At 53.2% G+C, this 17,194-nt stretch carries 18 protein-coding genes; 10 read left to right on the plus strand and 8 right to left on the minus strand.

Annotated features, from left to right (window positions below; genetic code table 11):
• Positions 1–2,070, minus strand: coding sequence for a DNA polymerase III subunit gamma/tau (dnaX, locus tag ACSSU5_RS02655; protein ID WP_492560538.1), 2,070 nt, complete (start codon positions 2,068–2,070; stop codon positions 1–3).
• A 123-nt stretch (positions 2,071–2,193) separates the two neighbouring features.
• On the opposite strand from dnaX, the gene ACSSU5_RS02660 reads away from it, so the two are divergent.
• A complete protein-coding gene (locus tag ACSSU5_RS02660) occupies positions 2,194–2,961 on the plus strand; it encodes a substrate-binding periplasmic protein (protein ID WP_492560539.1) in 768 nt (255 codons plus the stop codon).
• 453 nt (positions 2,962–3,414) lie between these two features.
• On the opposite strand, the gene ACSSU5_RS02665 is transcribed toward ACSSU5_RS02660, so the two are convergent.
• Positions 3,415–4,371, minus strand: coding sequence for an EamA family transporter (locus tag ACSSU5_RS02665; RefSeq protein ID WP_492560540.1), 957 nt, complete (start codon positions 4,369–4,371; stop codon positions 3,415–3,417).
• A gap of 156 nt (positions 4,372–4,527) precedes the next feature.
• Positions 4,528–4,800 (minus strand): hypothetical protein, encoded by a 273-nt coding sequence (locus tag ACSSU5_RS02670; protein WP_492560541.1) that lies wholly within the window; start codon positions 4,798–4,800, stop codon positions 4,528–4,530.
• Positions 4,801–5,215: 415 nt separating this feature from the next.
• Here ACSSU5_RS02670 and ACSSU5_RS02675 point away from each other — a divergent pair, with 415 nt between their 5' ends.
• The gene (locus ACSSU5_RS02675; protein ID WP_492560542.1) at positions 5,216–5,410 is read left to right on the plus strand and encodes a hypothetical protein; all 195 of its coding nucleotides are present in this window, start codon (positions 5,216–5,218) and stop codon (positions 5,408–5,410) included.
• A 30-nt stretch (positions 5,411–5,440) separates the two neighbouring features.
• On the plus strand, positions 5,441–5,620 hold the full coding sequence (locus ACSSU5_RS02680; RefSeq protein ID WP_264312268.1) for a hypothetical protein: 180 nt from the start codon (positions 5,441–5,443) through the stop codon (positions 5,618–5,620).
• A 15-nt stretch (positions 5,621–5,635) separates the two neighbouring features.
• On the opposite strand, the gene ACSSU5_RS02685 is transcribed toward ACSSU5_RS02680, so the two are convergent.
• Positions 5,636–6,121: a DUF2938 domain-containing protein gene (locus tag ACSSU5_RS02685; protein WP_264312267.1), complete on the minus strand. Its 486-nt coding sequence runs from the start codon at positions 6,119–6,121 to the stop codon at positions 5,636–5,638.
• 81 nt (positions 6,122–6,202) lie between these two features.
• Between ACSSU5_RS02685 and ACSSU5_RS02690 the strand changes: the two genes are divergently transcribed.
• Positions 6,203–6,703, plus strand: a complete 501-nt coding sequence (locus ACSSU5_RS02690) for a helix-turn-helix domain-containing protein (protein WP_492560543.1) — start codon at positions 6,203–6,205, stop codon at positions 6,701–6,703.
• Here ACSSU5_RS02690 and ACSSU5_RS02695 read toward each other — a convergent pair.
• Together ACSSU5_RS02695 and ACSSU5_RS02700 are read right to left on the minus strand one after the other, a co-directional pair.
• Positions 6,593–7,780 (minus strand): MFS transporter, encoded by a 1,188-nt coding sequence (locus tag ACSSU5_RS02695; RefSeq protein ID WP_492560544.1) that lies wholly within the window; start codon positions 7,778–7,780, stop codon positions 6,593–6,595. The two genes, ACSSU5_RS02690 and ACSSU5_RS02695, sit on opposite strands and share 111 nt — an antisense overlap.
• Before the next feature lie 94 nt (positions 7,781–7,874).
• A complete protein-coding gene (locus ACSSU5_RS02700; protein WP_492560545.1) occupies positions 7,875–8,429 on the minus strand; it encodes a GNAT family N-acetyltransferase in 555 nt (184 codons plus the stop codon).
• A 396-nt stretch (positions 8,430–8,825) separates the two neighbouring features.
• Here ACSSU5_RS02700 and ACSSU5_RS02705 point away from each other — a divergent pair, with 396 nt between their 5' ends.
• From ACSSU5_RS02705 to ACSSU5_RS02720, 4 genes are all read left to right on the plus strand, one after another.
• Positions 8,826–10,118 carry a site-specific integrase gene (locus tag ACSSU5_RS02705; RefSeq protein ID WP_182363491.1) on the plus strand — a complete coding sequence of 431 codons (1,293 nt, stop codon included), beginning with the start codon at positions 8,826–8,828 and terminating at the stop codon, positions 10,116–10,118.
• Positions 10,119–11,272: 1,154 nt separating this feature from the next.
• Positions 11,273–11,497 carry a hypothetical protein gene (locus ACSSU5_RS02710; RefSeq protein ID WP_182363492.1) on the plus strand — a complete coding sequence of 75 codons (225 nt, stop codon included), beginning with the start codon at positions 11,273–11,275 and terminating at the stop codon, positions 11,495–11,497.
• Complete coding sequence (locus ACSSU5_RS02715) at positions 11,497–11,973, plus strand: hypothetical protein (RefSeq protein WP_280093845.1); 477 nt, start codon at positions 11,497–11,499, stop codon at positions 11,971–11,973. The genes ACSSU5_RS02710 and ACSSU5_RS02715 overlap by 1 nt, the downstream gene beginning before the upstream one ends.
• A 628-nt stretch (positions 11,974–12,601) precedes the next feature.
• On the plus strand, positions 12,602–14,047 hold the full coding sequence (locus ACSSU5_RS02720; RefSeq protein ID WP_492560546.1) for a DEAD/DEAH box helicase: 1,446 nt from the start codon (positions 12,602–12,604) through the stop codon (positions 14,045–14,047).
• Positions 14,048–14,351: 304 nt separating this feature from the next.
• Here ACSSU5_RS02720 and ACSSU5_RS02725 read toward each other — a convergent pair whose 3' ends face one another.
• Together ACSSU5_RS02725 and ACSSU5_RS02730 are read right to left on the minus strand one after the other, a co-directional pair.
• Positions 14,352–15,206 carry a hypothetical protein gene (locus ACSSU5_RS02725; RefSeq protein ID WP_492560547.1) on the minus strand — a complete coding sequence of 285 codons (855 nt, stop codon included), beginning with the start codon at positions 15,204–15,206 and terminating at the stop codon, positions 14,352–14,354.
• A gap of 44 nt (positions 15,207–15,250) precedes the next feature.
• Positions 15,251–15,628: a hypothetical protein gene (locus ACSSU5_RS02730; protein WP_182362936.1), complete on the minus strand. Its 378-nt coding sequence runs from the start codon at positions 15,626–15,628 to the stop codon at positions 15,251–15,253.
• 186 nt (positions 15,629–15,814) lie between these two features.
• On the opposite strand from ACSSU5_RS02730, the gene ACSSU5_RS02735 reads away from it, so the two are divergent.
• Together ACSSU5_RS02735 and ACSSU5_RS02740 are read left to right on the plus strand one after the other, a co-directional pair.
• Positions 15,815–16,048 (plus strand): helix-turn-helix domain-containing protein, encoded by a 234-nt coding sequence (locus ACSSU5_RS02735; RefSeq protein ID WP_063977256.1) that lies wholly within the window; start codon positions 15,815–15,817, stop codon positions 16,046–16,048.
• 278 nt (positions 16,049–16,326) lie between these two features.
• Positions 16,327–16,902 carry a recombinase family protein gene (locus tag ACSSU5_RS02740; protein ID WP_492560548.1) on the plus strand — a complete coding sequence of 192 codons (576 nt, stop codon included), beginning with the start codon at positions 16,327–16,329 and terminating at the stop codon, positions 16,900–16,902.
• Positions 16,903–17,194 lie beyond the last annotated feature (292 nt).

Below are 17,194 nucleotides of genomic sequence, written 5' to 3' on the forward strand. Positions count from 1 at the left end.
TTACTGGCCCTGATTGGCCAGGGCCTCTACAGGCTCGATTGTATCCTGTCGCACCTTGGCACCGAACTGCTTGATCATCTGCTGGATCAACGGATCCTGCTCAATCGAAACAACCGCGTCTTGCTGGCGCTCGGCACGCTTGCGCGAGGCCGCCTGGGCCGGCGTTTCCTGTTCAGGGCGAATCAGCTCGATACGCAGGTTAAGGGTGCGCCCCAGGTGCTGATTGAGCGCGTCGTTCAAACGCCGCTGCTGGGTGGCGTTGAACAGCGCGCCTTGGCCAGGGTCCAGGTGCAGCAGCCAGTCGTCGCCGTCGGCGGCAATCAACGTACAGTTTGCCGCGATGTTGCCTGTCATACCGGAGACAGGCAACTGTGGGAATAATTCCAGCCATTGCAGGGCCAGGCCGGTGGCCGGCTGGGCGGCCGGCAGCGGTTCGACGGCCGGTTTGGGCTGCTCTTCCTGGACGTGCTCGGCCAGTTCATCGAGGTAACTGAAACCGACCGGGTCGCTGTCACCCACGTAGTAATCTTCGTCCGCCGGCGGTTCGTCGTCGCGGTCCATACCCGCTGCCGCATAAGCGGACGGGTCGAATGGCGGCTCGTCGTACGCTGGCTGACTGTGCTGCGGCTCGGCAACGGCTGGCTGGGGCGCAGCCACCGGCTCGGGCGTGGCGGCAACCGGCACGGGCGGCGCTACGGGCTCTTCCCAGGGCAGGTCGATGACTTCTTCAACAGGCTCTGGCGCCGGTGCAGCGGTTTCTGCTGGCGCCTCGGCGACGGGTTCTGGCAGGGAAGCGGCAGGCGCCTGCTCGACAGCAGGCGCAGCCGGGGCCGGGGCCTCTACCGCTGGCGCGACAGCCGGCTCGACACGCTCGACCACAGGCGGTTGGGTAGCCACCACCGCAGCTGCCACCGGGTTTGCAGAATCAGCTGTGGCCTGGCTGATCCCCACCGGCTTTAGCACCGGTTTCGGTGCATCGTCGGTGTCGGCCGGGCGGAACGCCAGCATCCGCAGCAGGACCATCTCGAAGCCGCCACGCGGGTCCGGCGCCAGAGGCAGGTCGCGACGGCCGATCAGGCCCATCTGGTAATAGAACTGCACATCCTCGGCCGGTAACGCCGAGGCCAGCGCCAACACCCGGTCGCGGTCGCCCTGGCCGTTGTCCACCGCCTCCGGCAGTGCCTGGGCAATGGCAACACGGTGCAGCACATTGAGCATTTCGGCCAGCACGCCACTCCAGTCCGGCCCTTGCTCGGCAAGGTTGCGCACGGCCTCCAGCAGTGCCCTGGCATCGCCTTCGAGCAGTGCCTGCAGCACACCGTAGACCTGGCCATGATCAAGGCTGCCGAGCATGGCACGCACATCGGCAGCCAGTACCTTGCCCTCACCGAACGCGATGGCCTGGTCAGTCAGGCTCATGGCATCGCGCATCGAGCCGTCAGCAGCTCGGCCCAGCAACCACAGGGCATCTGGCTCGAACGGCACGCTTTCGGCGGTCAGCACATGGCTGAGGTGCTCGACCACCCGCTCCGGGGTCATGTTTTTCAGCGAGAACTGCAGGCAGCGCGACAGGATGGTCGCCGGCAGCTTCTGCGGGTCGGTGGTGGCAAGGATGAACTTGACGTAGGGTGGCGGCTCTTCCAGCGTCTTGAGCAAGGCGTTGAACGAGTGGGTCGAGAGCATGTGCACTTCGTCGATCAGGTAGACCTTGAAGCGCCCACGGCTCGGGGCATATTGCACGTTATCGAGCAGCTCGCGGGTGTCTTCGACCTTGGTGCGGCTGGCGGCGTCGATCTCGATCAGGTCGACGAAACGGCCCTCGTCGATCTCCCGGCACACCGAACAGGTGCCGCAAGGCGTCGAGGTGATGCCGGTTTCGCAGTTCAGGCATTTGGCGATGATGCGGGCAATGGTAGTCTTGCCCACGCCGCGGGTACCGGTAAACAGGTAGGCATGGTGCAGACGCTGGTTGTCCAAGGCATTGATCAAGGCCTTGAGCACATGGGCCTGGCCGACCATTTCGCGGAACGAGCGCGGACGCCATTTTCGTGCAAGAACCTGATAACTCATCGAAAAACCATCGTAGCCTGATCGAGCGGAAGATCGCTAATGCTAGCGGAGCGGGGCCGAAATTGCACCCTGCGCGACTGGTCTAAGCTATGAAACTGGCGCGCTATCCAGGGAGGATGTGCCTTGCGAAGACTGTTGCCCTTGCTAATGCTGTGGACCACCCACAGCCTGGCCGACCCACCCGTGCTGCGTTTTTCCGTCGCCGAGAGCTGGAGCATGCCGCTGATGCGCGTCGAAGGCGAGCAACCGGTGGAAGGTTTGCTGTTCGACCTGATGCAGGCCATTGCCCGGGAAGTGGGTATGCGCCCGGAGTATCACGTACTGGCACGCCTGCGCCTTCAGGAAGCCATGGAAAACGGCGATATTGATGTGCGCTGCTATGTCAGCCCCCAGTGGTTTCATGATCGGCCGGGCAATTTTGTCTGGAGCATCCCTTTGATTCACCAGCGCGACGTGTTGGTTGGCGGCGCTGACGCAAGCAACCCTACCCGCCCAGAGCAACTGGCGCCACAAGCCATCGGCACGGTGCTGGGTTATGCCTATGGCACCCTGCAACCCTTGTTCGAACAGGGCCGCCTGCACCGTGAAGACAGCCGCAGCCAACTGCTGGCCCTGCAGAAGCTGCACGCGGGGCGGTATCTGCATGCGGTGAGCAACGAGCTGTCGCTGCAGTGGTTCAACCAAGGCTTGCCGGCGGGGCAGCAGTTGCAAACGCTGGCAGTGCTGGAGGAGCAGGACCTGGGGTGCATGGTGCGCAGTGACCCAGGGGTGCCGACGCAGGGGGTGCTCAGGGCGCTGGTGCGTATGAAACAGTCTGGGGAGATCGAGCGGATTAGCCAGCGGTATGGGGGTGCGGGGTATGCTGGGAATGCCGCAGCGAGAACGCCTTGAATAGAGGCATTTCGCACACTTTTTGGAGCAGGCGTGTGCTGCGAAGAGGGCGCAGTTTCTGCGCAACCTATTCGCAGCACACGGCCAGATAAAGCGAACTACCAGTTTTACAACTTACTCATGCAAGCTGTCGCGACTGCGATCCGTAATACACAAAGTTGTCAAAGTCTGCATGGCGATAGGTATCATGCCGCTCATAGTAGTTGTAAACCACTGAAAGTTTTTGCTCACTCACAGTTGGCTCACAATCATGTAACACTTTGCGCCCTTGCATGAGCAGCGATGCCCCTTTGCGCGCATGGATTTTGCCATGCTCAACGCCTCCGGCAACACACCTTCGATTACTGTCAGCAATTCATAGAAGTACTCTCGCCTGTGTTTGTTCACATCAAACATTTCATCATCCTCTGACAAAGTGCATCCGTGCGTTGAACGTCCAGTTAGGTTAATGCGCTATTCCGCCAAGCCTCTGCCCCACATGATCCGCTGCAGGTTTTGGGCGTTGACGAAGATCAAGATACCCAGCAAGACGAAGGCAATCGCAATCGCTTTGGCAATGCTCATCTGCTCACCCAAAAACAGGTAGGAAGCAACCAGCCCCGATACAGGCACGAGCAGCGAGAGCGGTGCGACTTGGGCAGCCGGGTATTTCTTCATCAAGTTGTTCCATACCAGGTAGCCCAGGATGGTTGTGATGTAGCTCTGAAATAGCACAGAGAACAAGGCTTCCCACGCTATACCGCCGGCAAGCACTGCGAATGAGGCCCAGCCATTAGCTGCGACTGTCAAAACGAAGATTGCCGGTACCGAAAAGAATGAGGCCCAGCCATTAGCTGCGACTGTCAAAACGAAGATTGCCGGTACCGAAAAAAGACTCGACCAGATAATGAACGCGACCATATCAACCGGGCGCTTGAGCTTGACCACCAGGTTGCAGAGTGACCAGGCCAGGGCAGCGATAAGCACGAGAAGAACGCCGGTAACCGTCGACGACTCACCCCCTAATGCCAAGATCATTATCAGACCGCAGGCGGCTGAGGCCATGCCGCAGAGATGGACCCCACTGACTCGCTCGCCCAGAAAGAGGCTACTGAGGAGGATAGTGAAAAAGGCACTGAACTGTAGAAACACCGACGACATGCCGGGGGACAAGCCTTGGTACATTGCGAAGTTGACCACCCACCACAAGCCAGCGCCGAACATCACACCGTATAGGGCCAGCACCCCATATGAAATGCCTGCCGGGCGCTTGACGAAAAACACCAGAGGCATAGCGCAGAAGACGAAACGCAACAGCGTCAGAAGGTAGGGATCCAGGCTTCTCAAGCCTAGTTCGATGACAGAGAAGTTACAGCCCCATAGGACCGTCACCAGAACACCGGCGACCAAATCCCGCTTGCTCATTTTCATGCCTGCTCTCCCTTGTTGCGGCATGCATTACTGTAATGACATTCATTGAGCCTGGATGCAGGAGGTGTCCTACCGACACGTGGGGCTGCTCCGAGATATTTCACCTGCAATAAACATCGCTGTTTAAAACACTCCGCTGACTGTGGGCAGCCCTCGCTACTTCTGGCGCTCCACAGCCAACGTCACCGCATCCGCCTGGCCCCAGGCGATTTGCATGGCGCGCAGGCCATGCTCCAGTAGCTGTCGCGTTTCTTCGTCCTGGATACGCTCAAGTGCTCGACGGCTGTCGCTGTAGGCGAACATCAGGTAATGGGAGACATTCATCAGCGCGAACTCTATCGGCACGATGCCTTCGCTGATGGCGCGGGAAAGGGATTTGCCGGGGGGCAGGTCGAAGGTATGGGGTAGGTTGGGGACGATTTTTTTCATGCAGGCTCCATGTGACATGAGCTGCACCCTTTTGCTTCCACGCATTAGGGTGACAACTGTACGCGGGGTGGAAGACCAGGCACATGGAAAACCCGGCAGATACAAGTACCTCCCGCGCACAGCTGTCATAACAGACAACTGCTCCAAGTCGTTCCCGGGCTTCCACACCCGATCGCTGAACTGACAACGACCGTAAAAGCCTATTGGGTGGGGTTTCCAAGGACAATCAGACGGGAGTCGACGGGATGCGTAGGATATTTCTAAGAGCCTTACAGATGCAGCAGGAAATCGGCTATACGAGAGTAGGATCCTTCCTTAGTTGGCAATTGGACTACAAAATCTGGTGTATAGCGCGATTCCGACCTCTCGCCTGATGGCGCACAATTATCGCCACCCCTCAAAAAGACACCTCCCGATGCTCCAAGATGATCGAGACAATCTGGAACTCGACAAACTACAGATCGAGAATCGCAAGCTAGCTGCAGAAGCACTCAAATTCGTGGCTGAAGAGCGCAAGCTTAGACAAGAGGCGTTCTGGCACCCCTTCGCAACTGGCTCGGTCATTTTGACTGCCATTGCGGGTATCATGGCGCTGCTGGTTAAACTCTGAGCACTCCCGTTTTCGGCAAGAGGAAAGATCATGCCCCGTTCCACTCAAGATAGGGTTGAGCAATCCCATCGCGAAGTAGAGGCCCTGGCCGAAGACATGCGCAAGGCCAGAGCCTTTTCTCCTTGGTCAGCGCTTTTGCCGTTCAGCCTAGGTGCGGGCTTTGCTTTGGCATTACTTCTCGCCGGCCTCTTGATCTTGCGACTGCTGTAATCCCGAGCGCTGCCTTCACACTGCCGCAATCAAATCGGCACTCAAGAACAACCCAACCCCAAACACCGAATGCATAACCAGACTCTTCAGGCAATTACGCCCAGGCGTCGGCGTCCTGGAGGCAAAGAACCCCGCCCCCATCATCGGCTGCATGAAGCACAGCGGCGCCACCACCGTAGCCATACCCCAAATCAGCGCAGGCCACAGCGTCGGCGCACTCAGCCAGCCCTCCCCGACCATCCCCACCAGCATCACCGCAAACAGCACGCCAATCCCATAGTGGATAACCCACCCCCAAGCCATCTCGTTCGCGACCGGTTCGGCCTTGGCGATAGCTTCGTGCTGCGCCTGCCCCCTCATCAAGTGACCCGCCCAGCGCCCTACCATGGCGAAATTCAAAGTAGGGATGCCCATGCGCCGCAGCAACATCCCCCACAGGTCCATGACCACGGTGGCTCCGACCCCGATCAGCAAAGCGGCTTTTAGCATGGCAAGCGTCATTGATTCAGCCCTCTAAGATTGACGTTCAGCAACATGCCGCGCAGCATAGAAGTTGAAGTCAACTTCAAGTCAAGGGCCACCATGGACATTGCCGATGTCGCCAAGCGCACAGGCGTACCCGCGTCAACGCTGCGCTATTACGAAAAGAAAGGCTTGCTCAAATCCCTCGCCGGGCGCGGTCAGCGGCGCCAGTTCGCTGCCGACGTGGCGGACCGCCTGGCACTGATTGCGCTGGGGCAGGCCGCAGGCTTTTCCCTGGATGAAGTGGGTGCGATGCTGGCGGCCCTGCAGGTCGATCGGCAAATGCTGATTGCCAAAGCGGACGAAATCGATGCACGGATCAAGCGCTTGCAGGCAATGAGCAAAGGCCTGCGGCATGCGGCGCAGTGCCCAGAGGACGATCACCTGGCCTGTCCGAAATTTCAGCGTATGTTGAAGCTTTCAGCAGCAGGGGTGCTGGGAGAAACGCCCTTACGCCAGAGCAGGCTTGTAAAAACGCGAAGCAAGCCATCGCCCCGTACTCAGCCCAACGACCACAAGCGCAACGCCTTCAATGCTGAGCATCATCGCGTTGATACCTAGCTGCGTGATCAATTGGCTGGCGACATAGGGAAACCCGAACACGCCGATGAAATACGACAGGCTGAAAAGCAGCAACGCTTGCGCCGTAAGCCCTGCCGGCGCCTCGTTGGCAGCGAGCCCGTTGATCACCGAGTAATTCAAGCCATACCCCACGCCCAGTAGCATGGCCATGGCCAAATAGCTCTCAGCGCTGTGCACCCACTGATCAAACCCCAGTACGGCGGTGGCCATGATCAAAGTCAAAACCCAGGAGGTCGCTAGCGGCTGTTGCTTCACAACCCAGCCGGCCAGCAAGAGCCTGCAGGCAATCGCAGCGCCCATGAAGCCAATGAAGAAGAGTGAATAATCAAGCCCGAGGCGGTCGGCATAGCTGGTCTGGAAACTGCCCATGGTGCCGAAAATCGCCCCACCCAGCCCTACCATCAGGATCGACAAACCTGAACGCGAACGCATCACTTTGAGCGCGGACGCCAAATCGATCTGCACCTTCTCAGCCGGCCGCTGCCCATGAGCGGTCGAACCGAGCCAAGCGAAGTACAACCCCGCCACCCCAGCAGCACACGCCGCTACCCAAAAAGCGAACTGAGTCGGCAAAGCCACAAGGGCAGCGAACTTACCCAGCAATGGCCCGGTACCTATGCCTGTCAACATGCTGCCGGAGAGCAATGCAAAACAGTGGGTGCGCCGTGATGGCTCGACCATTTGCGCAACCATGATCGGCCCTATCGTGTAGAAGAGCCCCCAGCCGATCCCGAGCATCAGGCCACACACCAATAAGGCGGCGCCCAGACCGGGCACCAAGGCAAAGCCTACTGACGCCACGACCAGGCAGAGCGCCCCAACCGCGATAGCGCGAGCAGCGCCAACGCGCTGCAACAGATGCCCCGAACCCACCACAGACAGCAGCGTACTCAGCATTGCGACTGCAAACACCTGCCCTGCATCGCTCGCCGCCCCACCCAACGCCTTTACCAGCATAGAAAGCAAAAACGTCGAGCCGTAGCTGATCGACAGCAGGAAACAGGCAATGCAGAACACGGCAAATTGCCAAGACCGAGGCGTGGGTACAGACGACATGTAAGCAGTCCTTGCTGAAAGGTTTTGTTTTCTATCACGACAAGGCACTGGCAAAGGCAAGCATTTGCTGACGTTGAGATCGCCACTTCAGTACCTAAACGACCGCCCTCCGTCCACGCCACTCATCACGGCTCAGCTCCCAGGTCTCTTTAGCCACGGCACCACAGACGAAATGCCCCGCTTCAGTGCCAACCAGGCGCATGCCTTCGTGCACGGAAACACTGCGCGATCTGTCGTTGCTCGCCGCCTTGGGCACCTGCATGACACAACGCCCAAGCGTCTCGAACCAGTAGTCGTTGATCACCACACAGGCCTCGCGGATGTAGCCGTTTTTCTGCCATGCGGTGGCAAGCCAGAAGCCTCGGTTGTTACCCGGCTGGTCATAGAGGCTGATGCTGCCGATGATCTGCGTTGGCGCCGTCTTCAGGCGGATCATCCAGTGCCATTCATACCCAGCGTACATGGCGGGTAATGCGATGTCTCGGACATAGACGAGCGCGCCGTCTTCGGGATAGGGCCATGGCACACGGCTGTCCAGGTAGCGGACAATGTCCCAGTGCGGGAACAGTTGCTGAATAGCGGGGGCATCGCCCAACTGCAGCGGCGTGAGTATCAGGCGCGAGGTTTCGAGGGTAGGAAGGCTGTCCATTGCGCAGCGTCCGTTCTGGAGGCGATATGGCCTTCTGGCATTCTCACAGAGCAGGGGTTGGAACGTCGAGACGTCATGCGCTTTGGCACATTGACTAAGAGGTTTTTTGAACGAGAGATCCTTGAGAGCTCAAGGATTTAAAGAATGGAGGCGGCCCCACCAGCCACACCCCGGCACTCGATGTTCCCGCTATGGCTGCTCCCTTCCGGGCCTGAATCAATGTCATGGGGGAGTGTTCAGCAATCGGTGCAAGCCTTATAGGGCAAGGGTTTCAGGTTAACGGGGCAGCAGATTCTCTATCCGCGTGAGCTCTCAGATACACGCTCAAAGCTTGGGGTGTGACCAGAATTGTTCCACTCAATTGGTCCACTTTACTGGTCCACTCTGGTGCTCCCCATGGCCTATATCGTCCGCCGCCAGTCCGTCTACTACCTCAACCTTCGACTACCAAAGCACCTGTTCCCCAACCGTCACACCCTTCGCGTATCCCTGCGAGTGCGTGAGCGTCAGGTAGCTGTATTCCTAGCAACCTCACTTGTCCAGAGGGTGTATAGCCACTTGAGTGAGCACCCGTTGACCGCCCCGGAGACGCTGCGTGCGCTTTGTGAGCATTGGCGTGAAGCGATACCTCAACCTTTCGTCCCTACTGCTCCAAGGATGGTTTCAGCAGCCACACAGAAGCGGATTGCCGAAGGCCCCACACTGGCCACCCTCTCAAAGCTGTATATAGAAGAAGGTAAACGCGGCGGCACATGGCGACAAACCAGCACCGAAGACATTGAGCGCGCCCTAACTGAGCTGTTTGAGCTAATGGGTGACATGCCTGCGATTGCCTTCGATGCTCAGCAAGCCCGCCTTTTGAAAGAACGGCTTAGCCGCTGTCCCCAGTACTTCGGCTTACGGCCAGAGTTCAAGGGGAAGACTTTGAAGCAGGTGATTGAGTCGGGCAGCAACTATAAGACTATCACCGCCGTCACGGTGAACAACCGACTACGCAAGCTCACTGCCTTCCTCAACTGGTGCAAGGTGAACAGGTACGTCACAGAAAACCCGTTGGCGGGAATGAAGGTAATGACTGGCTCAGCAAAAGAAGCACGACTGTCATTTGACCGCCACGATCTCGTGACTCTGTTGGACCATGAAGCATTACGAAAGGAAGCCCACAAACATCAGTGGCGCTTCTGGATACCACTACTAGGTCGATACACCGGAGCACGACTGGAAGAACTGTGCCAGCTGAGGGTAGATGACTTCATCGAGCAACAAGGTTTCCACTGCTTCCGTATTGATGACAGCAGTGAAGGCCAGAGTCTCAAAAACTCAGGTAGTCGGCGTGTGCTTCCGATCCACCCTACCCTGATCGGATTGGGTTTGCTACAGCATGTAGCGTCAGTTCAGGCGACCGGGACAGATCGCCTATTCCCTGATCTGGAAGCTGTGCGCGGAAAACTAGGGCACGCACCTTCAAAATGGTTTGGTAGATACAAGACGAAGCTGGGCATCACTGACACACGAAAGACATTCCATAGTTTCCGCCATACATTCATTGACGATCTTCGTGACGCCGCAGTACAAGATTCATTGATCAAGCGCATGGTTGGCCATGAGGACAGCTCAGTCACCTTTGGCATCTATGGAAGTAGAACTCCAACTGCGGCAATGCATGAAGCACTACTATGCATTCAGTGAATATTTTATATTGATAAAAGTTCAAAATATTCAAAACATCTATTGACAATAACGGAGCCTAATTGATATTATTAATAAATATCTAAATTGTTTTAGAGATTCAATTTCGCATATTCCTCTATGTCGCATGACGTTTCCTGAGTGCTGTATTTCTCATCTCTGTACAGCACTCACGCCTTTGGGTTTCCTCTAATTTCCCCAAAGGCACCTATTCTTTCCTTATGCCCTCTACCGCTTGCGGCTTGAGGGCTTCTTTTTGTCCAACGGATTACCCGTTCCGGGCTCTATATAACACAACATAACCACTCAATTCATAACCCAAGGAGGTCTTATGACGAATACCCGTACCTGCTGTATCTGCAAAAAATCGCTTCAACATAGACGATCAGACAGTCGAACCTGCTCTAGCTCTTGCAGATCGAAACTCTTTCGCTCCAACAGAAATCAAACAATGTTGGTAAAGTTTCGTGTGCCGCACATCATCTTTACCGAGCTTACAGTTAAGGCTTTCTCGGCCAATCAAACCATCAATGAGTACTTGAGCGATCTGGTGGTGAATCATGAATAACTGGCTCGTCATCCACCGTCAATCTAACCTTATTGTAAATTGCTTTGAGAACGAGAAGCCTGACAGGATCGCCCCTCAGCACAAACTAATCGCGGTTTCAGATTTCGTACTAGAACGATATTTTTCAGTATTAGCCAAGCACAAAGACGGCACATGCGTAGATGCTGGTGAGTTTGCTCTCATCAGCCCCTCATTCAAAGAGGCTCTCCAAGCGTCTTAGCCCTATTCCGCCCTAAACCCTATATGCCTCTAGAACGCTCCGTGGTGCGTTTTGAGCGATGTTTCTCTAGGGAGGGCCACCCTACGCGCCCCCTACATTTGCACCTCTGCAGCCCTTGATTTACGAGGGTTCAATAACCCGAAACAGTCGAGGCTGAGACTGTTCCTTCCCTATATTAAAAGGAGTACTTATGACCTTACATGGTTTTGAAAGGCAGCTTGCAATTGAGCAGGTGAGCCACTATCGCCGCCTACAAGCAGCAGCTGCTGCAAGTGGGGATAAGGCTGAATATCGCCGCTGTGTAGATCAGATTGACATTCTCACTACCAAGCACAACCTACACCTAAACAGACATGGGGAATCTGAATGAAGAAAAACAACTTTATGACAGCTTTTGCGAGAGCTGTAGAACGCCGCAAACAAACACCAGCTATTAGCCAAGCTCTTCAAGCAACTAGATCGTCTGTCACGAAAACACCAACCACTAAAGTGTCAGCGCCTACTAAGTCTACTGAGTTTGACGCTACTGGATACAGAATCAAAGTGATGACCGCCTATTACCATTACATGCAGAAAAGAGGAAATAAATAATGTCTGAGAAGATCCAAATTAACGGTGTCCCGCCGAAATGGAATGATGCTGAATTTAAGCGCCGCCTAGAAGATGCTGTGAAGCTCTACAAGCTCACCACGCAATCAAAGCAAGGGGTATATGCACCCTTGCCATATGACTTCCTTGAGCTTGTTGCTGCCAAATTTGCAGAGGGATACACCATCGCCCGCAATCATGCGGTAGTTACGGACCCACTCCATTACAGCTGTATGCTCATCAAACCAGAACATCTGCAAGAGCAAGATATTGCAGAGTTAAAAATAAAAGTAAAATCTGAGTATGTTGAATGGTTGGAAGCGGAACACTCCCGTTATCAAGATCTACTGCGGCAGCAACTAATCCAGAAGCTACAAGAGAAAGAGCGTAAGGCTGCTGAGACAGCTAAAGCCAAGCAGCTGGCTCAGATCGAGGCAGAAGTGCAAGCCTGTTACTCGCCTTTGGAGATCCCTGCGTAATCCAACCTGAGCGTTAACAATGAAAACAACAGGATTAAAAAGCCTGCTAGCTATTGCTGGTGGGCTTTTTTTGTGTCTGCGAAAAGGTTTCCAAACACTTTTGACCCCGATGAATGCTGGGGATGGCCGGTGTGGGTGCTAGACCAGAATCGTTTTCCTCACTCATAAATGAGTGGCTGTCACAGATTCAACAGCTTATTTGGTAAATAGTGGGGGATACCCAGTTGCCATGTGCCTAGGGCGCATTCTCAGGCGATTCTGCGCACTATCTGGCTTGAGGCAAGGATAGGATGGCGGGTAGGTGAGAGAATGGTTGCATTAGGGCCTTACGGCCAGTGGTAGAACCCTGCAAGAAAAGCCATTTTTCGAATTAACTAAATCGCCTACCTATTGGAATAAGCTAGAAATTACTTTTCTCATTTAGTTAATTAATTATTTATTGTAGTCGAGAATCAATAGTGCTAAGGTTGGCCGTTCTTCAAGCGCCCAGCCTCCACGCGACCGTGTTCTTTTAAAGGAATCATGCCTCGCAGGGGGCTTCGTCGTGCCTGAGATTTGAGAAACCACAAAGACCACCAACCAGAGGAAATGCCTATGGGGCAATCTGAACAAATGAGGAAAACTACACATGAGGAAATTGATATACAAAGCTGAAGGTCGCCCGGGAAGTGGCAAAACTGAAACGATGCTACAAGCATTGCCGATGCTGATGAGGAAAGGTAGTCGTATTGTCATTGCACTTCCAACCATCGCCTTGATTGCTGAAGTGGAGCAACGTATTGATGCTATTGGACTAGCTTGCAAGCGAATCGACAGCAGCACCGACACTGGCGCTAATAGAATCCCAGTAGTTAATAAGCTGAATGCCGCACTCAAGTACGAGAAACATTCAATCCTTCTCTGCACACAGCAATCAATGCAGAAGGTGAATCCAGAGAGCCTAAGTGGCTGGATGTTGATAGTTGATGAACTGCCCAAGGTGGTTAGCTATATCGACTATTCATTTGATGAAAATGAAACTAACCGCCTGCTTTTTCACTTGGAAGAGATTGATAAGAGACTGCTCATACAAGATGGCCACGAGGCAGACTTGGAGAAGTTCGTGACATCTGGCAGTAATGGTGTGCGAGGTGGTACATCATCCACTTGGAGTGATGCAGCGCTAAATATATTTCGACTGCTGATGCAGAGGGCGGATGTATTCATAGAGGCTGTAGATAAGAGCGGGAATCGACTTGTTTATGCTGTAGAGGAAATTGATAATTGGTGGTCTATATTTTCTGCCGCTGATGAAGTTCATGTGCTGGCCGCTAATGTTGTTGGTGAGTTTGAGCTTTTCGCGCAAATACATGGCTTCCAATTTGAGCAATCTGTGTTCACACCACCGGCGGGTGCTTACGAATGTCCTATCACCATTTATCCCATGGTGAAACAAGGGTCGAAGTTTAGTCAGACAAATATGATTGAGAGGACAGAGCAAGGTCGTAACCTTGACCTTGTACTGCGTACAGCATTAGACAACACCGGCAGCACACCTCTGCTATCGGCTAACAAGTGGGGTAAGCTAGACAACACGCTAAATGTACACTACCTGTCGAAAGATAATCGAGGGTTGAACCAGTATAGTGATGCAACAGAGGCTATAGCCCTATTTGGTGGTAATCCGTCTCGTGCTGACAAGTTGAATCTAGAGTCTTTAGCTGGCAAGTATGGCAGACCATACGATAGTTTTGAAAATGCTTTCATTACTACTCGGCTCCTTGAGCCAAGCCTCCAGTTTGTCACGAGGACAGCTATCCGTAACCCGGGCAACACCAAGTCCATCAGAATGTTTGTTCAGGATGAACGAGTGGCTAACTATCTAGTAGGCTCCTATCTGGCAAATGCCAAAGTGGATTGGAGCTTTTCTGAGTGCCTTCCTACAAAGGAGGATAGGCGGAAGATTGATCCAGATAGGAGGCAGGTAGTCTTGGGCTTGCTTGCACAAGGTATGTCTGAAAATAGAATCAATCGTGAGACTGGTATAAGTAGAACCACCATCAGGAAGTGGAAAGATCAGCAGCTTGCTGCATGATGATGGCAAAGCTAACCTGCCTGTACACTAATTCTATAGAGTCATTATAGAGATACTGTACACCCTGCATAGTGCATTTAAGAAAGAAAGGGGTGATTAATATAATTAATCAAATCACCCCAACAATCTAAGATATTGACTCTCAGGGGCAAAGCCCCCTAGATGTTGTACTCACAACACCTTGTTGTGGGTATGCTACCTGTGTCACCACAGAAAAGAGAGCAAGAGCGGGCTGTATCTTGGGTTGATTAATCCAGATTTTAAGATCATTCGCTGCCCCATTCACCTGAAAGCCGAAATGAGTTTAATTGGTCTGTTTGGTCAAGTATCTATTGGATGAGTCATAAATCATATATCTACCCAAAATGGAGGTTCCATCGACAGTGTGGAAGTGCCCCAAGCTCTTTTCCAATGGCCAACTTAGCATGTGATACTTAGCACTGGACTTATCGACACTACCAAATTGCTTCAAAAAGTAGCCATTAACTTTGGCTCTATCTTTTTCTGGAATATCATAGAAAGATATGCTTGAAATTTTTCCCTTTGTCACGCAAGTAGTAGCGCTAGGAGCAACAACCCCTCCTTGAGTCAACGGAACATTATTTGCGCTAAAACAGTCTGGATTTTTCATTTTCTCGAAATTAGTGGGTATTGATGACTGATCATCACCAATAGTAACTCCGCCCATGCTCACCTGCGGTTTCATGTCAACTTTTACGTCAAATTCTTTCAAGTCTAACCGATATTGATACGCCCTACCGCTAGCTGTAGGAATTTCAATATACATTGTCTCTGCAATATTCATTGCCTTGACCAATGCATTAGAATAAAGCGGCCTAATAAACTCACCATTAACCATGGTGAATGAATCTTCAACGACCTTATAGTCATCAAGCCGCATCGTTATCTGACATATGCTCTCGCATTGGATTTTTTCCATGTCATCTGAAAATTTTACAATTGCAAATCGCCAATCAGGATGGTCGGGCGGGGTCATAATATTAACGTAGAGTTTAGGCCCATCTCCACTAACGGGGGAAACTGTAGTATCGACACCGACTGTTTGACTTTTCCGCAACTCGTCCTTTTCTGTGTACGCGGACCATTGAGCAGTAGCACTGAGCGACACCATGGATAACAATAATAGAAACTTACGCATATATTGAGCCCTAGCTATTTTTGAGAAAAAATAAATCACACAAATCAGTCGATAGCGACCATTCCTGCAAATAGCAAGACCAGCATCAAAGCGATACTTATAGCCCAGAACTTCTTATCACTCCGTTTGTCCCCTGCCTTTCTTTGTGCGACTTGAACAATCACGCCAGCAGTCATAAGCAAGACAAATAGAATAGTCAGTATGTATCCTTCGGTTTGGCGTGGACTGCCGGCAGTAGCGCCAGCTAAATCCATACCACTCACAACGAATGACGCTAACGCCATAAGGTAAAGTATACGTCGAGCAGGAAATCCAGAATTTAAACGCTGATTATAATCAATGTCAAAACCGCAAAATCTACACTTCGCTGCTTGGCATTTTATGAGTTCAGCACATTGCGGGCAGTGAGTTTTCATCTTCATACATATGCCACTCCATGTCTTGACATTACGAAACCAGCGATTGTCCAGATCCAAACGCTGAGCAGTGGCGGACGGCCACCATTCTGATTGCAATGATGCCACATCAGCTATTTTTTCACAGTATATTGTGAAGACCTAATCGCCCCTACGTCCGACAGTCCCTCTCTTCAGCAGGGGGAGCAGGTTTTGGACATAGGGCTGGCATTTGGGAAGGTTCTTCGCAAAAGGCGGAAGGACGCGGGACTCACACAGGAGCAGCTAGCTCTTGAAGCTGACATTCAGCGGAATTACGTCAGCCTCATTGAGCGCGGCCTTAATCAGCCCACCATAACCATCATATTCAAGCTTGCCGGTGCTTTAGGATGCAGCCCGTCCTGCCTTGTTGAAGATGTGGAGATGCTGGTTGGCACTGGTAGCTGAGCCATACCGCCTCAGGTTCCCCTATACGCCCTCTACAGATGCCGCTACAGGCCGATTCGATTCCCCACTGATTCCATTTTTGATTATTGGGCTCTTCCACTGATCAAGACGTTTACTGAGGGGTTATCAACCTGCGCCGCTGCTGTGGTATCAACAATCGTCTGTTAAGCGACACCAGCAGTAACAGCCAAATATTGGTGTCATAAATTGTGCTTCCAATTTTATGATACTACCGATAAAATGACACCACATTTGATGAGCACAGCAGGAAGCCAATCATGTCCCGCACCTTTGTTTATGCCCGTGTCTCCACAACTGACCAAACCACTGACAACCAACTGCTTGAAATCCGTTCGGCTGGATTCGATGTACAGGATCATCGGGTGATCGCTGAGACAATCAGTGGCAGCACACAAGCCAGCGAGCGCCCCGGCTTTCAAAAGCTGTTGGAACGTATGGAGAAGGGTGATGTGTTGATCGTCACCAAGCTTGACCGTCTTGGCCGGAATGCAATGGATGTGCGAACAACTGTCGAATCGCTGTCCAATGCTGGTGTCCGCGTTCACTGTCTCGCTTTGGGTGGTGTAGACCTCACCAGTGCAGCAGGCAAGATGACCATGCAAGTGCTGAGTGCTGTGGCTGAGTTTGAGCGTGACCTACTGATCGAGCGCACCCATGCAGGCATCAATCGTGCGAAAAGTGAAGGCAAGAAGCTGGGACGGCCAGAGGCAGTGGGTACAACCAAGGAAGTGCAGGAATGCAAGGTGGATGGTCTGAGCCAGAGTCAAACCGCTGAGAAGCTGCGTATCAGTTTGGCCACCATCAAGCGTCACTGGAACAAGTCAGCAGTGTGACTGCTCTCAGCTTCGATCTGAGAGCTTCTGATAACCCCCACACCTATCAAGCCATTTCATATAATCGCCTCGCATTGAGCTTACTTGGAGCTTGTGCGGGGCGTTCTTGCATTTGGTCGTCTGTCATGTAGGGATTTGGTGAATCTATAGACCCATCCACCTTGGCCCATGGCTTGCAGTCAAGCAGTGGTGCTGTGTCACAGGGGATTCTGACCACATTGAAATACACTGTCAGCCTCAAAACCAGATTCTGAAATTGGGGGGGGGAGGAGTAAACCTTCGTAGACACCTC

The sequence above is a fragment of the Pseudomonas sp. E1MeOHC2 genome (assembly GCF_058745025.1).

Excerpts from the sequence above, each read along its gene's own strand:
- dnaX (WP_492560538.1), bottom strand. The coding sequence starts at position 2,070 with ATGAGTTATCAGGTTCTTGCACGAAAATGGCGTCCGCGCTCGTTCCGC.
- ACSSU5_RS02665 (WP_492560540.1), bottom strand. The coding sequence starts at position 4,371 with ATGAAAATGAGCAAGCGGGATTTGGTCGCCGGTGTTCTGGTGACGGTC.
- ACSSU5_RS02670 (WP_492560541.1), bottom strand. The coding sequence starts at position 4,800 with ATGAAAAAAATCGTCCCCAACCTACCCCATACCTTCGACCTGCCCCCC.
- ACSSU5_RS02675 (WP_492560542.1), top strand. The coding sequence starts at position 5,216 with ATGCTCCAAGATGATCGAGACAATCTGGAACTCGACAAACTACAGATC.
- ACSSU5_RS02680 (WP_264312268.1), top strand. The coding sequence starts at position 5,441 with ATGCCCCGTTCCACTCAAGATAGGGTTGAGCAATCCCATCGCGAAGTA.
- ACSSU5_RS02685 (WP_264312267.1), bottom strand. The coding sequence starts at position 6,121 with ATGACGCTTGCCATGCTAAAAGCCGCTTTGCTGATCGGGGTCGGAGCC.
- ACSSU5_RS02690 (WP_492560543.1), top strand. The coding sequence starts at position 6,203 with ATGGACATTGCCGATGTCGCCAAGCGCACAGGCGTACCCGCGTCAACG.
- ACSSU5_RS02695 (WP_492560544.1), bottom strand. The coding sequence starts at position 7,780 with ATGTCGTCTGTACCCACGCCTCGGTCTTGGCAATTTGCCGTGTTCTGC.
- ACSSU5_RS02700 (WP_492560545.1), bottom strand. The coding sequence starts at position 8,429 with ATGGACAGCCTTCCTACCCTCGAAACCTCGCGCCTGATACTCACGCCG.
- ACSSU5_RS02705 (WP_182363491.1), top strand. The coding sequence starts at position 8,826 with ATGGCCTATATCGTCCGCCGCCAGTCCGTCTACTACCTCAACCTTCGA.
- ACSSU5_RS02710 (WP_182363492.1), top strand. The coding sequence starts at position 11,273 with ATGAAGAAAAACAACTTTATGACAGCTTTTGCGAGAGCTGTAGAACGC.
- ACSSU5_RS02715 (WP_280093845.1), top strand. The coding sequence starts at position 11,497 with ATGTCTGAGAAGATCCAAATTAACGGTGTCCCGCCGAAATGGAATGAT.
- ACSSU5_RS02720 (WP_492560546.1), top strand. The coding sequence starts at position 12,602 with ATGAGGAAATTGATATACAAAGCTGAAGGTCGCCCGGGAAGTGGCAAA.
- ACSSU5_RS02725 (WP_492560547.1), bottom strand. The coding sequence starts at position 15,206 with ATGCGTAAGTTTCTATTATTGTTATCCATGGTGTCGCTCAGTGCTACT.
- ACSSU5_RS02730 (WP_182362936.1), bottom strand. The coding sequence starts at position 15,628 with ATGAAGATGAAAACTCACTGCCCGCAATGTGCTGAACTCATAAAATGC.
- ACSSU5_RS02740 (WP_492560548.1), top strand. The coding sequence starts at position 16,327 with ATGTCCCGCACCTTTGTTTATGCCCGTGTCTCCACAACTGACCAAACC.